We start from the raw sequence: 13,291 nt of genomic DNA on the forward strand, positions 1-13,291 counted from the left end.
CGTGTATTTCGCCAAGGATTTCGTCGAGACTGCCGAAGGCTTGATCTTCGCTGCCGTCAGCAGCGGATTGGAGCAGGGCAAGGTTCTATGTTTTCTGCGCTATTTGCGCGTCGATGGCCGCTGGCGCAAAGTCGGCACGGATTTTGCAAACGATTTTCTGCGCCAGTCTTATCCGCACTATTTGCATTATTCGGCGGTGATCGACGCCGACGTCCACGCCGTACCGGCGTCCGCGATCGTCCGGCACCACCAGCCCCGCAAGCAATTGCAAGCACTGTTGCGGCAGCAGCCGGCCGATGCGGTGTTGGCTGACTTGCAGCACTTGTGCCGGCTGTTCGCCGAAAATGGTTTGGCGCTGGAATTGTTCGGCGTCACCGGTTCGTTGCTGGTGGGGGTGCAAAACCGCGATTCCGATATCGATCTGGTGTGTTACGACCGCGACGAGTTTCATCGTGCCCGCTATACCGTGCAGGCGCTGATCGCCCAGGATCGACTGCAGGCCTTGAACGATGGCGATTGGCTGGAGGCCTACCGGCGCCGCGCCTGCGATTTTGCGCTGGACGACTACATCTGGCACGAGCAACGCAAATATAACAAGGGCATGATCAATCAACGCAAATTCGATTTGTCGCTACTGAGCGAAGCCGACTCGACGACAGCAAATTACCGCAAGTTGGATTTTGCCCGGATAGAAGCCGAAGTGGCCGACGACCGTTTCAGTTTCGATTATCCGGCTTGTTTTGCGCTGAAACATGCCGAGATCGACAGCGTGGTCAGTTTTACCGCGACCTTTAACGGCCAGGCCCAACAAGGCGAATGGATTCAGGCCGCCGGCTGGGTCGAAGTCGATGAACATGGCCGCAAGCGGCTGGTAGTCGGTTCTACCCGGGAAGCCATCGGCGAATATATCAAGGTGTTGCGTTGACGTCTTGGCGATTGGCGGGACTGATATTCGACCTGGACGGGCTGGTCTTGGATACCGAGACCACTTATTTCGCGGCGTGGCGGCGGGCGGCGGCGGATATGGGTTGCGAATTGTCGGACCAGTTTTGCACCAGCTTGTCCGGTTGTTCGGGTGATGTGGTTCGGCAACGCTTGCAGGACTATGGCGGCAGCGGATTCGATATCGGCGCATTTCAAAGCTTGAGCAGCCGCTATTGGGTGGAGCACGTTGAGCGCCACGGTATCGCCGTCAAGCCCGGTTTTTGGGCGGTTTTGGCCGCCGCCAACCGCTGCGGTTTGAGTTATGCGCTGGCGACCAACAGCCGCCGCGCCAACGCCGAACGCTGCCTGCAAGCGGCCGGATTGCAACAGGTGTTTACCGTTATGGTCACCGCCGATACCGTGATGCAGGCCAAGCCGGCGCCGGATCTGTTTTTGCGTGCGGCCGACGCCTTGGCTTGTCCGATTACCGATTGCCTGGTACTGGAGGATTCGCCGGTCGGCGTCCGGGCGGCAAAAGCCGCCGGCGCACGCTGCATCATGGTGCCATCGACCGCGGCGGCGGAGCCGGAGGCTGTCGGCTTGGCCGATAAGGTGATGGCCGATTTGTACCAAGTCGCTGATTTACTCTCGGCTCAGGGCTCGCTTCCGCTATAATGCCGCCTCATTTTTGCTAAGGGAATCCTGGTGGTGAAAGCGCAATTCCAATCAGTCACAGTGATCGCTCCGGCCCGACTGCACATGGGGTTTATCGATCTGAGCGGCGGCTTGGGACGGCATTTCGGCAGCATCGGCGTAGCCTTGAACGAAATCAACACTCGGCTCAGCGTCAGCCTTGCCGACGAGTTGACGGTTAGCGGGCCGGGTGCCGAACGCGCCCGCCGCTGCGTTGGCCAGTTTTGCGAATATGCCGGAGTGCCTGACCGGTTGCGGATCGATATCGCCGCAGCGATTCCGGAACATATCGGTCTGGGTTCGGGGACGCAAATGGCGTTAGCGGTCGGGGCCGCATTGAACCGATTTTACGGACTGGGCCTGTCGGTTCGGGAGATTGCCCAGTTGTCCGATCGCGGTGCGCGTTCCGGGATCGGAATCGGGATTTTCGAAAAAGGCGGGGTGATCGTCGACGGCGGCCGTGGCCCCAATACCGTGACGCCGCCCGTGATCGCACAAATGGCGGTTCCGGATGCCTGGCGTTTCGTTTTGGTTTTCGACCAACGCGGTCAGGGATTGCACGGCGAGCAGGAGGTCAGCGCTTTCAGCGAATTGCCGCCGTTTCCGGAGGCCCAAGCCGAACGCTTGTGCTATCTGCTGTTGATGCGCGGTTTACCGGCTTTGGCCGAACACGATCTGCAGCAATTCGGCGATGTTATCACTTTATTGCAGCAAGCCGTCGGCGAGCATTTCGCGCCGGTGCAGGGCGGCGTGTTCACCAGCCCCGAAGTCGCGGCGGCAATGGCTTACCTGGCGGAGCAGGGCGCGGTCGCCATCGGCCAAACCTCGTGGGGGCCGACCGGTTTTTGCGCCGTGGCCAGCCCGGAAATAGCCGATGGCTTGCTAGCGGACTTGCGGCGGAAATTCGCGGATTCGCCGTTGAGTTTTACGCTTGCCAGCGCCAGAAATCTGCCGGCGGAATTGAGCGACGCTTAGCGGTTAACGCCGATTCGATGTTCGGCGCTGTCGCTTGAACCGAGGTTATCGCGCCAGTCAACGCGAAGCACGTCGCCGTCGGCAGCTTGCTTCAACCGAAAACTGAAGAAGGGATTCTTCGACACGCTGCCCGCCATATTTACCGTCAGTAGCGGTTGCGCATTCAATGTCAGCGTCAACTGTTCGATGAAATGGGCCGGAATCAAGTTGCCTGCGGCGTCGCGGTTGCGGCCGTTTTCCATCGGATGTTCGATCAGCACCTTCACCTCGATCAATTCCCCTTCCCGCCGGCTGCGCACCTTGATGCTGTTCATTAACCGCTCCCGCAGCCGCCGCGCATCACATTGACCCAACGGCTACAACGCAACAGGCCGCCGTCGCGGCGGGCGATCAGGGTTACTCGGCAGGATTCCGCCAGTTTGATCCGCGCGGTGAGATATACCGCCACCACCTGCGCCAATTCGAATTCGGCAACCAGCGGCGTCGGATTTTTATCGGCCAACAGATAAAGCCGATCGATGCCGTCCAATTCGCTGCGGATCGTCACCGGCACCACGGCACCGTCTTCGGCGATTTCCGGCAGAATCAATTCAATTGATTCGCTGTCGACGACGGCTTGGTCACCGAACAGTTTGGCATAACGATCGGTGAAGTCGCTGACGGCAAAATCTTCAGCCACCCGCGCGGCAATGCCGTCTGCCGTGTCGGCAAGCAGTAGCCCGCCGGCCGCCAATATGCCGCTGTGTTTCAGAAACTTCCGCCGAGAATGCGCCATCGGGTTGTAATAACCATAGAAAGATTGACGTATATCAAAATTCCGTCCGGTTCCTTTGTTATCTTGTGCCGCGTTGAAAACATTTTCAGCACCACCACTAAAAAACCAGAAAAGGAAGGTATCAAATGAACGAAGTACAAGAAAAAGACAATTTTTGGACATACATAGCTGTTGCCGTCGTATTGGTCGCCGGCGCGGTGCTGATGGTAAAAAATGCCGAACACGACAAATATGCAACAGCAGCCAAAAATATCGCCGAAGACTCCAGTAATTCGGCTTACCGTTCCGACGTACTGCATAAAGGCGGTCTAACCAAATAAGCTTCCGCCGTCGAGCCGGTGCGATCTTCTCCGCAAAGGGCCGGCTCGACCAGACGGATACTTATAGGAACCGAGGGTGTCGGTTCCGATCTTTCACGGGGGTTGGCGCAATTGTCCGGGTCGCGCCAGCTCCCGTTTTTGGTTGAATCATGTCGGCGACGACAGCACTGTTGCCTTTAGCAGCTTAATTGCATTGCTCATACCGGTCAGCAGATTCTTCTCGATTTCGGCCATCGTGATTTCGCCGTCGACGATGCCGGCCGCCCAGTTGGCAACCACCGAAATGTTGGCGTATGGAATTTCCAGTTCCCGGGCCAGCGCCGCTTCCGGCATCCCGGTCATACCGACCAAATCGCAACCGTCGTTGGCCATACGTTTGATTTCCGCGATCGTCTCCAGTCTCGGCCCCTGGGTGCAGCCGTAAACGCCCCCATCGTATACCTCGATGCCGGCTGTGTTGGCGGCCCGCAGGATACGCTGCCTCAAACTCGGAGTATACGGTTCGGTAAAATCGATATGGGTCACGTGTTCCAGCTCGTCGGCAAAAAACGTGTGTTCGCGGCCGTAACTGTAATCGATCAATTGTGTCGGAATCGCAATCTTGGCCGGTCCCATCGCTGCGCCGATGCCGCCGACCGCGGCGACGCCGATGATCTCAGTGGCGCCCAGTTGGTGCAAACCCCAGATATTGGCGCGGTAATTGATTTTATGGGGCGGAATCCGGTGCGGATTGCCGTGTCTGGCCAGGAATATCAGGGAGTGTCCATTCAATTCGCCGAATACGTATGGCGCAGATGGTGAGCCGAACGGCGTTTCCAGGGTTTGTTCGCCGGTAATGCTCAGTTCTGCGATTTGGGTCAGGCCGGTGCCGCCGATAATTGCCAATGTCATAACACTTCCTTGCAGGCGAAGACGCCCGGTGCGTTTCTCAAATAACCCTTGTAATCCATACCGTAACCGAACAAGTAGTGGTTGGCTACGGTCAAGCCGACGAAGTCCGGTGTAACCGGCTTTTCCTGATCCAGTTGTTTGTCGAACAACACGGCGGTGAAGACTTGTTCCGCACCTTGCTCCAGACAATAGTCGATGATGCCTTGCAGCGTGTGGCCTTCATCGAGTATGTCGTCGACGATCAATACCGAACGTCCCGAGAGCGGGGTCGTCGGTTTGTACAGCCAGTGCAGATCGCTGCCGGACGTGGCATTGCGGTAGCGGCTGGCGTGGATGCTGTCCAAGGTCAAAGGGAAGTCCAGCCGCGGCAGTAATTTGCCGGCGGCGATGATGCCGCCGTTGATGACGCATAACAGCAACAGATTAGTGTCGGCCAAGGTCCGATTGATGTTGGCCGCCATTTGGTCCAGCGCCGCCTCGACCTCGGCCTCGCTGTGCAACAACAGCGCCTGTTGTTTGACCAACTCGATTTCTTCAAGCAAAGGATTCATAAAATTCGGTGATTAGTTGGGAAAATTGGCGCCATTGCGGGTGTTCGGCCAAATTGTCCAGACTGAAGTTGCTGCGACCGCGCATGGCTTGCAGGCGTCGCAGGCGTCGTTCGCGCTTTTCGTCGCGGTTGGTCGGTAAAGTGTCCAATACCTGTTCGGCGGCCGTCGGGTTATTGCACACCAGCAGCATGTCGCAACCGGCTTGTTGAGCCAGTCCCGCGCGCTCGTTGAAGTCGCCGATACTGGCGGCGCCGGCCATACTCAGGTCGTCGCTGAAAATGGCGCCGTCGAAACCCAATTCCCGGCGCAGTACCTGTTGCAACCAAATCTCGGAGAAACCGGCCGGATAGCGGTCGACCTGCGGGTAAAGCACATGCGCAGGCATTACTGCTTCCAAGCCTTCCGCGATCAGGCGCCGGAACGGGACCAAATCCTGGCGGCGAATGACTTCCAGGTCGCGCTCGTCAATGGGTAAGTCCAGATGCGAATCCAGTGCCACCGCGCCATGGCCGGGGAAGTGCTTGCCGGTGGCGGCCATGCCGGCGGCGCGCATGCCGGCGCGGAATTTGCCGGCCAGTTCGGCGGCTTGTTCCGGGACTTGAGAAAACGAGCGGTCGCCGATGATCGTGCTGATGCCGCAGTCCACATCCAGCACCGGGGCAAAGCTGAAGTCGGCGCCGACGGCCAAAATCTCGCTGGCCATCAGCCAACCGGCGGCTTCCGCCAATTCCGGTCGCTCGGCGTAACGCGCCGCCGCCGGCAAGCGGGTAAAGCCGGTTTGGAAGCGTTGCACCCGGCCGCCTTCCTGGTCGACGGCGATTAGAATATCGCCGTTGCGGGCCTGACGAATGTTGCGGATCAATTCGGCAACCTGTTGCGGATTTTCGTAATTGCGGGAAAACAGGATTAAGGCGCCGGTATTGGGATGAGCGATTTTTTCTAGGTCCAGCGCAGTCAGGCTGTGGCCTGCGATGTCGATCATCACCGGGCCGATAGCGAGTGGTTTCATCGTGATAAATGCAGAAAATGGAATATACTTTTTGGCGTTACCACCACATTATATGAGGAATCCGTGCGAACATTTATTTTGTTGCTCTGTTTAGTAATGGCGCCGCTTATGGCGCAGGCCAATTCGGGCGAGAAAAAGGCCGACGAAAGCGCCGGGCCGGTGATCGAATACATCGAAATGAAGCCGAAATTTACGGTGAATCTGGCCGAACCGAAACGGTATCTGATGATTAACGTGCAGTTGCTGGTAGAAGGCGCCGAGCATGTCGAGAAAGTCAAAAAACATATGCCGCTGTTGCGTCACGAAATGATCATGATGTTGAGCGGCATGCATGTCGCGGATGTACAGTCCATGGAACAACGCGAGGCCTTGCGCCTGAAAACCAAACAACTGATTACCGACTTGCTGGTTAAAATTCAAAATAGCGACGGTTTCAGAGATGTCTTCTTTTCCGAGTTTTTAATCCAATAACCATTCTCCCAGCGTTTCGCGTAGTTGCGCGAGGCGCTGCTCCGGTTGTTCGCCATTGTAGGGCAGGGCTGGAAACTTTCCCCAAACCGGCGCCGGCCAGGCTTTGTCGCTTTGGTAACGCGCTACGTGATGCAGGTGTAGTTGCGGTACCAGATTGCCGATTGCGGCGATGTTCAGTTTGTCAGGCCGGTACAACCGGTCTAACGCCTCTGCCAACAGGCATGACTCTTCCAGCAGCGTATGCCGGTCCGCGGGGTTTAACTGGTATATTTCTGTGATATCGGCTCGACGCGGCACCAGGATGAACCAGGGATATTGGCTGTCGTTCATCATCAGCAGTTCCGACAGTGCCAGACTGCCAACGCTAAAACAATCCCGTCGCAATTGCGGGTGAAGTTGAAAATCGGTCATTGCTACCTCTTATAAATGTCGGCCGATTCCGCCGCAGGCCGAATTGGTGTTGCCGTCGCCGGCAGTATTCGGGGGTTTTTCCAAAGCAAAGTTAACCGTCGGCAATATCGGTGATGCGACTGACGATTCGGCCGTCGGCCAAGCGGGTATCGAGCAGATCGCCGGAGTTTAGCTGGCTTACCGACTTGATCACCTGTGCCGAGCCGTGGCGCCGAACGATAGCATAGCCGCGCTCCAGTGTGGCCAGTGGGCTGACGGCCTGCAGGGTTTGCGCTGCGGCAGCGTGACGGCTTTTTAACCCTGCAATTTTGCCGTTTACCGCAGCCTGAAGCCGTTGCCGGAAAAATTGCAATTGCCGTTGCTGAGCATTGATTGCCGCCAGCGGTTGGTTGCGGTACAAGCGCTGTTCGCGGATCGCCGCTTGCTGGCGGGCATGAGCCAGCCGGTTTTGCATCGCATGTTGCAGGCGCAATTCCAATTCGTCCAGGCGTTGAGCATTGCGTTGCAGCTTCTGGCCGGGATGCTGGCTGCGCAAGGCTTTTTCCAGCCACTCCAGCTGCTGGCGCTGACGCAGTAGTTTTTGCTGTATCAGTCGCTGCAGTTGGCGCTCGAAGCTGGCAAATGCGCCGAGCAAGCTATTCGCATCCGGTACCACGCATTCGGCGGCCGCCGACGGCGTCGGCGCGCGCATGTCGGCGACGAAATCGGCGATGCTGAAGTCCACTTCGTGACCGACGGCGGAGATCACCGGAATCTTGCTGGCGGCAATGGCACGGGCGACGATTTCCTCGTTGAATGCCCATAAGTCTTCCAGCGAGCCGCCACCGCGGGCCAAAATCAGAACGTCGGCTTGCGGATCGCGATTTGCTGTGGCCAATGCCGCGCTGATTTCGAATTTAGCGCTCTCGCCCTGTACCGCAACCGGATAAATCAGGACCGGTATCGCCGGAAAACGCCGTCTCAATACGCTGAGGATATCGTGAATCGCGGCGCCGCTGGCCGAAGTAATCACGCCGATGCAGTCCGGCAGGGTAGGTAGCGGTTTTTTGCGTTCCTGGTCGAACAAACCCTCGGCCAGCAGTTTCTGTTTCAGGCGTTCGAACGCAAGCCGCAAGGCGCCGTCCCCGGCTTCGGCCAGATGTTCCACCACCAGCTGGTAATCGCCGCGCGGCTCGTACAAACTGACCTGGGCGGTGGCGATAACCGAATCGCCATTGGCCGGTTTGAAACGTAATCGTTGCTGCTGACCCTTGAACATGGCGCAACGAATCTGGGCCTGGGCATCTTTCAACGTGAAGTAATAGTGGCCGGACGAAGGCAGGCTCAGGTTGGATATTTCGCCCTGTACCTGCACGGTTCGAAAGTGGTTGGCCAACAGGCGCTTGGTTTCGCGGTTGAGTTCGGAAACGCTGTAGATAGCTTCGGAATCGGTCATTGAACGGGGTAGGGTGGCTGCTTAGCTTAATGGCTCTATTCTAAGCCGATTCTGCGGTTTCCGGTCGGCTTCTCCTCAGCGGCGGTTTTTGCCGGAGAGCTGGGTTAGAATGGCGCAGTTAAGGTTTTGGTGGACGACAAGGATTCGACTCATGCATGAACATCAACTCGGTAATTGGCAGCATTCTCATGATTTCGCCAGGATTAACCGTAAAGGCGAGCGGCGGACCAAATGGGTGCTGGCACTGACGTTTAGCACAATGTTGGTGGAAATTGCCGCCGGCATGCAGTTCCACTCGATGGCTTTGCTGGCGGACGGCTGGCATATGGCGACTCACGTTGTCGCCTTCATGATTGCTATTTTTGCCTACCGCTACAGTCGGATTCATCAGCACGACCAGACGTTTGCGTTTAGTCCGGCCAAGGTTAGCGTATTGGGCGGTTTTGCCAGCTCAATCGCCTTGGCGATGGTGGCATTCGTGATGGTGGCCGATTCGATCGAACGCTTGTTGGCACCGCAGGCCATTCATTTCGACGAAGCGATTTTGGTGGCCGAAGTCGGTTTGTTGATCAATCTGGTGAGTGCGTTGTTATTGGGCGACCATCACGACCACCATCACGGCGACCATCATCACCACGACCACGACCACGACCACGACCACGACCACGACCACGACCACGAACATGAACATGAACATGAACATGAACATGAACATGAACATGAACATGAACATGAAAGCCGCGGCCACCATGACCATAACTTGCGAGCGGCCTATCTGCACGTGGTGGCGGACGCACTGACCTCGGTATTGGCGATTATCGCGTTGTTAGCCGGTAAATATTACGGCTGGGTCTGGTTGGACACCGTGATGGGATTTGTCGGTGCCGGGGTGATATTGATTTGGGCAGTCGGTTTGATCAGGGACACCAGCCCGATTTTGCTGGATCAGAGTATCGATTCCGCTTACGCCGCCAAAATACGGGCCGTTTTGGAACAGGACGGCGAATGCCGCGTTGTCGATCTGCACATCTGGCCGGTCAGCGCCAACCACTATGCCGCCATTATCGGTCTGGTCACGCAGCGCCCGAAGCCGCCGCAATATTACAAGTGCCTGTTGGCGAGGTTCGGTAAGTTGGATCACGTCACGGTGGAAGTCAATTGCTGCGTCGGTGCCGATTGCGTTGCAGAATGATGACGTCGCCGCCGATGAATTCGATCGCGCAGTCGTAGTGCTCGGCCAGCCACGTTAAAGTGGGTCGCGAGAAAAAAGCGATGTGGGTCGGGTCGTTCTTGTAATGCCAGCGGCTGAAGGCGTCCGCATCGATTACCAATTTAGTCATGATACCCAGCCAACCTCCGGGGCGAATCAAACCGAACAGACGGCCGAATTCCCGCCCAGGCTCGCGAAAGTGCTCGATGACTTCGGTGCAGGTGATAAAGTCGTATTGCTGCTGCAAATGTGCGGGATGATTGGCGTAAATCGGGTCGTAGAGTTTGACGCGATGTCCGTATTCCTCAAGCATGCAGGCCATTGCCGGACCGGGGCCGCAGCCGTAATCCAGCCCTTCCGAGCCGGGCGGTAACAGGCCGGTCAGCGGTAACGCCAGCCGCGACAGAAAGTTAAGGTAGCCGGCATCGTTCAAGTGGTTTTGATGCAGATCGTAAATCGCTTTTTCGGCGTCCGGGCTTAAATGTTGGCTGCTATCCACAAACACCAGCCAACATTTTGCGCAGCGGCGGTAATCGCGTTGCCGGTCGCGATGAAAATGGTTTGTTTCGTTGCTGGTGCAAAGCGGGCAGGTCGAGTTGTCCATGGTCGATACCGATTTTTTACTTGACCGTATTTTATCAGCTCGTATAATGAGCGGCTCACCAACGCGGAGCGGTAGTTCAGTTGGTTAGAATACCGGCCTGTCACGCCGGGGGTCGCGGGTTCGAGCCCCGTCCGCTCCGCCAATCGTTTTGCCATCCCCTCCTTTCGCTCTCGAGCCGCAACAATTTCCTGGGATTTTCCTCGGTTGCAATGCCGGCCCAATTTTGTATCATCGTATTTCCCGCAGAAACTATAAGGAGAAATGCTATGAGCAGCTTGAGTCCATTTGTCGGCGGTAATCTGTTTGACGAGTTGTTTCGGGATATCAGTCCGGGCTATTGGGTCCGCCCTTTACACGGCGATCCGTTGCCGGCGCAGATTAAAGTCGATATTAAAGAAAATCCGAACGAATACGTCGTTCACGCCGAATTGCCCGGTGCCGGCAAAGAAAACATCCATGTCCAGATCGAAGGCAACGTAGTCAGTATCCGCGCCGAAATCAGCCAGATCGACACCCAGAACAAGGACGACAAACCTTTGCGCAGCGAGCGTTATTTCGGGCAGGTATCGCGTAGTTTTCAGTTGCCGGTCGAGATCGATCAAGGCGCCAGCAAAGCTCGTTACGACAACGGGATCCTGACTTTGAATCTGGTCAAAGCCCAAAGCAAAGGCGGCCAGCGTTTGAGCATTGATTAACCGCCTGCCGGCGGCACAATCTGGCGGTAACGCCGCCAAATTATCTTGAAGGTTTCGGTCATGGTCGGGTCGTCTTTGGCGACCCGATCGTCTATGGCAGTGGGCGGGAACCAGCCGCCTTCGTCTATTTCGTCCGCTGCCAATTGGAACGGCCCGTTATGTCGGGCTTGGTAGACCTGAATAAACTCCATGCCCACTTCAGGGCAAGCCTCCAGTTTGAATAAAGCTTTCAAATCGGCGGCGGCCACTCCCAACTCTTCTTCCAGCTCGCGCGGCGCGCAATCGTCGTAGGTCTCGCCGGCGTCGACATGGCCGGCGGCAGACGTGTCCCACAGACCTTTGTTCAGATCTTTCAGCATCGAGCGTTTTTGCAAAAACAACTGGTCGCGGTCGTTAAACACCAATATATGCACAGCGCGGTGACGGCGGCCGGAGGCATGGATTTCCTGGCGCGGGCGCTGTTCCAGAATGCAGTCGAGTTCGTCGACCACGTCGAGCAGTTCGTTTGACATGTCAGCTATCGATTCCTATGGCAAGGTCGTGTATCGTAACCGTTTTTGATGGATTATCGAGCGAACATGGCAAGAAGAAGCGAGCATAGTCAGGAGCAGATCCGGGAAATGGTGCTGAAGGCGGCGGAGACCATTGTTATCGAGGATGGTTTTAATGCTTTGACGGTCAGGAAGATTGCGCTGGAGATCGGCTATACGGTCGGCAGCATTTACATGGTGTTCGCCAATATGAACGATCTGGCAACCCACGTTAAGGCGCGGACTTTGGAGCAACTTGCCGAACACCTGCAACACAGCGTAACCGACGGCGGCGCCGAGCAGCAATTGATGGCGCTGGCGGATACTTACTTGCAATTCGCAGCCCGCCATTTCAACCGCTGGCGGATGATTTTCGATGCCCAGAGCGATGCGCCGGTACCGGATTGGTACCAAGCCAAGGTCGAACAAATGTTCGCGATTGCCGAAGCCTTGTTCGGCCAGCTAGCGCAGGATGTCTCCGCCGAGCGGAGCCGGCTGGCATCGCGTGCGTTGTGGAGCGGCATCCACGGCATCTGCATCCTCTCCTTGACCGGCGAGCAGCAAGCCGGCGAAGTCGAAGCCGCGAAAAAGGCGGTGGAGTTGTTGGTTTGGACTTTTATTCAGGGCTGGAAGATTGCGCCGAATCCGGCAAATGCCATGCCACCAGAATAGTCGCTACCAGCAATAGCAGCCCCAATCCGACCATAGCCGCGATTGGAGTCACCTGTTCCGCTGCGGCCAGGGTATAGCAACCGACCGCCAGCAACATTGCCGCGTTTTGAAAAAAGTTTTGCATCGCCACTGCGCCGCCGCTGCCGATGCTTTGTTGGCCGATTTCCTGCAAGGCGGCGTTGATCGGCACGATAAACAATCCGCCGGCGGTCCCCATCAAAAACAGCACGCCGCGCGCCGGCCAGATCGCGTCGGTAAAGCTCAATGCCACAATCAGCGCACTCATTGCATAGGCAGGAAGCCTTGCCCGGCGCAGATGTTCCAGCGGAATCAAGTGGGGTGCCAGCGCTGAGCCGGCGATGATGCCCAACGCCAGAAATAGCGTCAGGTTGGCGATGTCGCTGGCATTGTGCAGCATCAACACCAACGGCGCCCAGGCGATGATGATGACCCGGACGCTGGCCGCCGCCGCCCAAAACAGCGAAGCACCCAACACCGCAAACCGCGAGCGCGGTACCGACAGAAAATCTTTGACCTCGCGGTAAAACAGCAGGATTTTCGACCCGCCGCCTATTGTTTTGCGCAATCCTGTCGGCAAAAACAGCGTCGTCGCAGCCGATACCGAGTACAGACCGATCGTGGCCAGCAAAGCCCAGGTGACGGAATGGTCGGCCAGCTTGGCGCCGACCAGCATACCGGTGAGTATCGCTAAAATGGTCGAGCCCTCGACCCAGCTATTGGCTTTGACCAAGGCATTGTGTCCGGCCAACTCCGGCAATATGCCATATTTGGCCGGGCTGTAGAGCGTGGCGCCGACGCCGACCAGGCAATAAGCCAGCAAAGGTTCGACCTTGACCAGCAATAACCCGGCGCCGCCGGCTTTGATCAGATTGGCGATGATCAGTACCCGCGATTTAGGCTGGCTGTCGGCAAAGCCGCCCGCCCAGGGTGCCAACGCGACGAAAGCCACCAAAAATGCGCTCTGCAATGCCGGCACGTACCAACTGGCCAGTTCCGCTTGTTGCATCACCATTGCAATGACCGTGAACAAAATGGCGTTATCGGCAAAGGCCGAGAGAAATTGCGCAACCAGCAACGGATAAATGGATTTGTTCATGGCAGGGG

The 13,291-nt window shown here is 57.0% G+C and carries 18 protein-coding genes and 1 tRNA gene; 9 read left to right on the forward strand and 10 right to left on the reverse strand.

What is annotated here, in order from left to right; translation table 11 throughout:
• Position 1: 1 nt before the first annotated feature.
• From C2U68_RS11655 to C2U68_RS11665, 3 genes are read left to right on the forward strand one after another with little or no spacing between them, the layout of a single operon-like run.
• Entirely contained in the window at positions 2–925 is a 924-nt protein-coding gene (locus C2U68_RS11655) for a hypothetical protein (RefSeq protein WP_140912658.1), read from the forward strand.
• Positions 922–1,599, forward strand: a complete 678-nt coding sequence (locus C2U68_RS11660; protein ID WP_186289587.1) for an HAD family hydrolase — start codon at positions 922–924, stop codon at positions 1,597–1,599. The genes C2U68_RS11655 and C2U68_RS11660 overlap by 4 nt, the downstream gene beginning before the upstream one ends.
• A 33-nt stretch (positions 1,600–1,632) precedes the next feature.
• Positions 1,633–2,592 carry a beta-ribofuranosylaminobenzene 5'-phosphate synthase family protein gene (locus C2U68_RS11665; RefSeq protein ID WP_140912660.1) on the forward strand — a complete coding sequence of 320 codons (960 nt, stop codon included), beginning with the start codon at positions 1,633–1,635 and terminating at the stop codon, positions 2,590–2,592.
• On the opposite strand, the gene soxZ is transcribed toward C2U68_RS11665, so the two are convergent.
• On the reverse strand, positions 2,589–2,906 hold the full coding sequence (soxZ, locus tag C2U68_RS11670; RefSeq protein WP_140912661.1) for a thiosulfate oxidation carrier complex protein SoxZ: 318 nt from the start codon (positions 2,904–2,906) through the stop codon (positions 2,589–2,591). The genes C2U68_RS11665 and soxZ overlap by 4 nt on opposite strands.
• The gene (locus C2U68_RS11675) at positions 2,906–3,367 is read right to left on the reverse strand and encodes a thiosulfate oxidation carrier protein SoxY (RefSeq protein ID WP_186289588.1); all 462 of its coding nucleotides are present in this window, start codon (positions 3,365–3,367) and stop codon (positions 2,906–2,908) included. The genes soxZ and C2U68_RS11675 overlap by 1 nt, the downstream gene beginning before the upstream one ends.
• Positions 3,368–3,492: 125 nt before the next feature.
• On the opposite strand from C2U68_RS11675, the gene C2U68_RS11680 reads away from it, so the two are divergent.
• Complete coding sequence (locus tag C2U68_RS11680; protein ID WP_140912663.1) at positions 3,493–3,687, forward strand: hypothetical protein; 195 nt, start codon at positions 3,493–3,495, stop codon at positions 3,685–3,687.
• Between the two features lie 147 nt (positions 3,688–3,834).
• Here C2U68_RS11680 and C2U68_RS11685 read toward each other — a convergent pair whose 3' ends face one another.
• From C2U68_RS11685 to nagZ, 3 genes are read right to left on the reverse strand one after another with little or no spacing between them, the layout of a single operon-like run.
• A complete protein-coding gene (locus C2U68_RS11685; RefSeq protein ID WP_140912664.1) occupies positions 3,835–4,578 on the reverse strand; it encodes an S-methyl-5'-thioinosine phosphorylase in 744 nt (247 codons plus the stop codon).
• Entirely contained in the window at positions 4,575–5,120 is a 546-nt protein-coding gene (locus C2U68_RS11690; RefSeq protein WP_409563853.1) for a hypoxanthine-guanine phosphoribosyltransferase, read from the reverse strand. Before C2U68_RS11690 ends, C2U68_RS11685 begins: the two co-directional genes overlap by 4 nt.
• Entirely contained in the window at positions 5,113–6,138 is a 1,026-nt protein-coding gene (gene nagZ / locus C2U68_RS11695; protein ID WP_260839323.1) for a beta-N-acetylhexosaminidase, read from the reverse strand. Before nagZ ends, C2U68_RS11690 begins: the two co-directional genes overlap by 8 nt.
• 108 nt (positions 6,139–6,246) lie before the next feature.
• On the opposite strand from nagZ, the gene fliL reads away from it, so the two are divergent.
• Positions 6,247–6,609: a flagellar basal body-associated protein FliL gene (gene fliL, locus C2U68_RS11700; RefSeq protein ID WP_260839324.1), complete on the forward strand. Its 363-nt coding sequence runs from the start codon at positions 6,247–6,249 to the stop codon at positions 6,607–6,609.
• Here fliL and C2U68_RS11705 read toward each other — a convergent pair.
• Positions 6,598–7,020, reverse strand: a complete 423-nt coding sequence (locus tag C2U68_RS11705; RefSeq protein ID WP_140912667.1) for an HIT domain-containing protein — start codon at positions 7,018–7,020, stop codon at positions 6,598–6,600. The genes fliL and C2U68_RS11705 overlap by 12 nt on opposite strands.
• Before the next feature lie 91 nt (positions 7,021–7,111).
• Positions 7,112–8,455, reverse strand: coding sequence for an exodeoxyribonuclease VII large subunit (gene xseA / locus C2U68_RS11710; RefSeq protein ID WP_140912668.1), 1,344 nt, complete (start codon positions 8,453–8,455; stop codon positions 7,112–7,114).
• Positions 8,456–8,606: 151 nt separating this feature from the next.
• On the opposite strand from xseA, the gene dmeF reads away from it, so the two are divergent.
• Positions 8,607–9,647 carry a CDF family Co(II)/Ni(II) efflux transporter DmeF gene (gene dmeF / locus C2U68_RS11715; protein WP_140912669.1) on the forward strand — a complete coding sequence of 347 codons (1,041 nt, stop codon included), beginning with the start codon at positions 8,607–8,609 and terminating at the stop codon, positions 9,645–9,647.
• On the opposite strand, the gene C2U68_RS11720 is transcribed toward dmeF, so the two are convergent.
• A complete protein-coding gene (locus C2U68_RS11720; protein ID WP_140912670.1) occupies positions 9,610–10,269 on the reverse strand; it encodes a class I SAM-dependent methyltransferase in 660 nt (219 codons plus the stop codon). The genes dmeF and C2U68_RS11720 overlap by 38 nt on opposite strands.
• A 65-nt stretch (positions 10,270–10,334) precedes the next feature.
• Between C2U68_RS11720 and C2U68_RS11725 the strand changes: the two genes are divergently transcribed.
• Positions 10,335–10,411 (forward strand) — tRNA-Asp (locus tag C2U68_RS11725).
• Positions 10,412–10,535: 124 nt separating this feature from the next.
• Positions 10,536–10,964 carry an Hsp20/alpha crystallin family protein gene (locus C2U68_RS11730; RefSeq protein WP_186289589.1) on the forward strand — a complete coding sequence of 143 codons (429 nt, stop codon included), beginning with the start codon at positions 10,536–10,538 and terminating at the stop codon, positions 10,962–10,964.
• Here C2U68_RS11730 and C2U68_RS11735 read toward each other — a convergent pair.
• Positions 10,961–11,476 carry an NUDIX hydrolase gene (locus tag C2U68_RS11735; protein ID WP_140912672.1) on the reverse strand — a complete coding sequence of 172 codons (516 nt, stop codon included), beginning with the start codon at positions 11,474–11,476 and terminating at the stop codon, positions 10,961–10,963. The two genes, C2U68_RS11730 and C2U68_RS11735, sit on opposite strands and share 4 nt — an antisense overlap.
• Positions 11,477–11,542: 66 nt before the next feature.
• Between C2U68_RS11735 and C2U68_RS11740 the strand changes: the two genes are divergently transcribed.
• Positions 11,543–12,166 (forward strand): TetR/AcrR family transcriptional regulator, encoded by a 624-nt coding sequence (locus tag C2U68_RS11740; protein WP_140912673.1) that lies wholly within the window; start codon positions 11,543–11,545, stop codon positions 12,164–12,166.
• Here the strand turns inward: C2U68_RS11740 and lplT are convergent.
• On the reverse strand, positions 12,111–13,283 hold the full coding sequence (gene lplT / locus C2U68_RS11745) for a lysophospholipid transporter LplT (protein WP_140912674.1): 1,173 nt from the start codon (positions 13,281–13,283) through the stop codon (positions 12,111–12,113). The two genes, C2U68_RS11740 and lplT, sit on opposite strands and share 56 nt — an antisense overlap.
• Positions 13,284–13,291 lie beyond the last annotated feature (8 nt).

The organism is Methylomonas koyamae, from assembly GCF_006483455.1.
Lineage (GTDB): Bacteria > Pseudomonadota > Gammaproteobacteria > Methylococcales > Methylomonadaceae > Methylomonas > Methylomonas koyamae_B.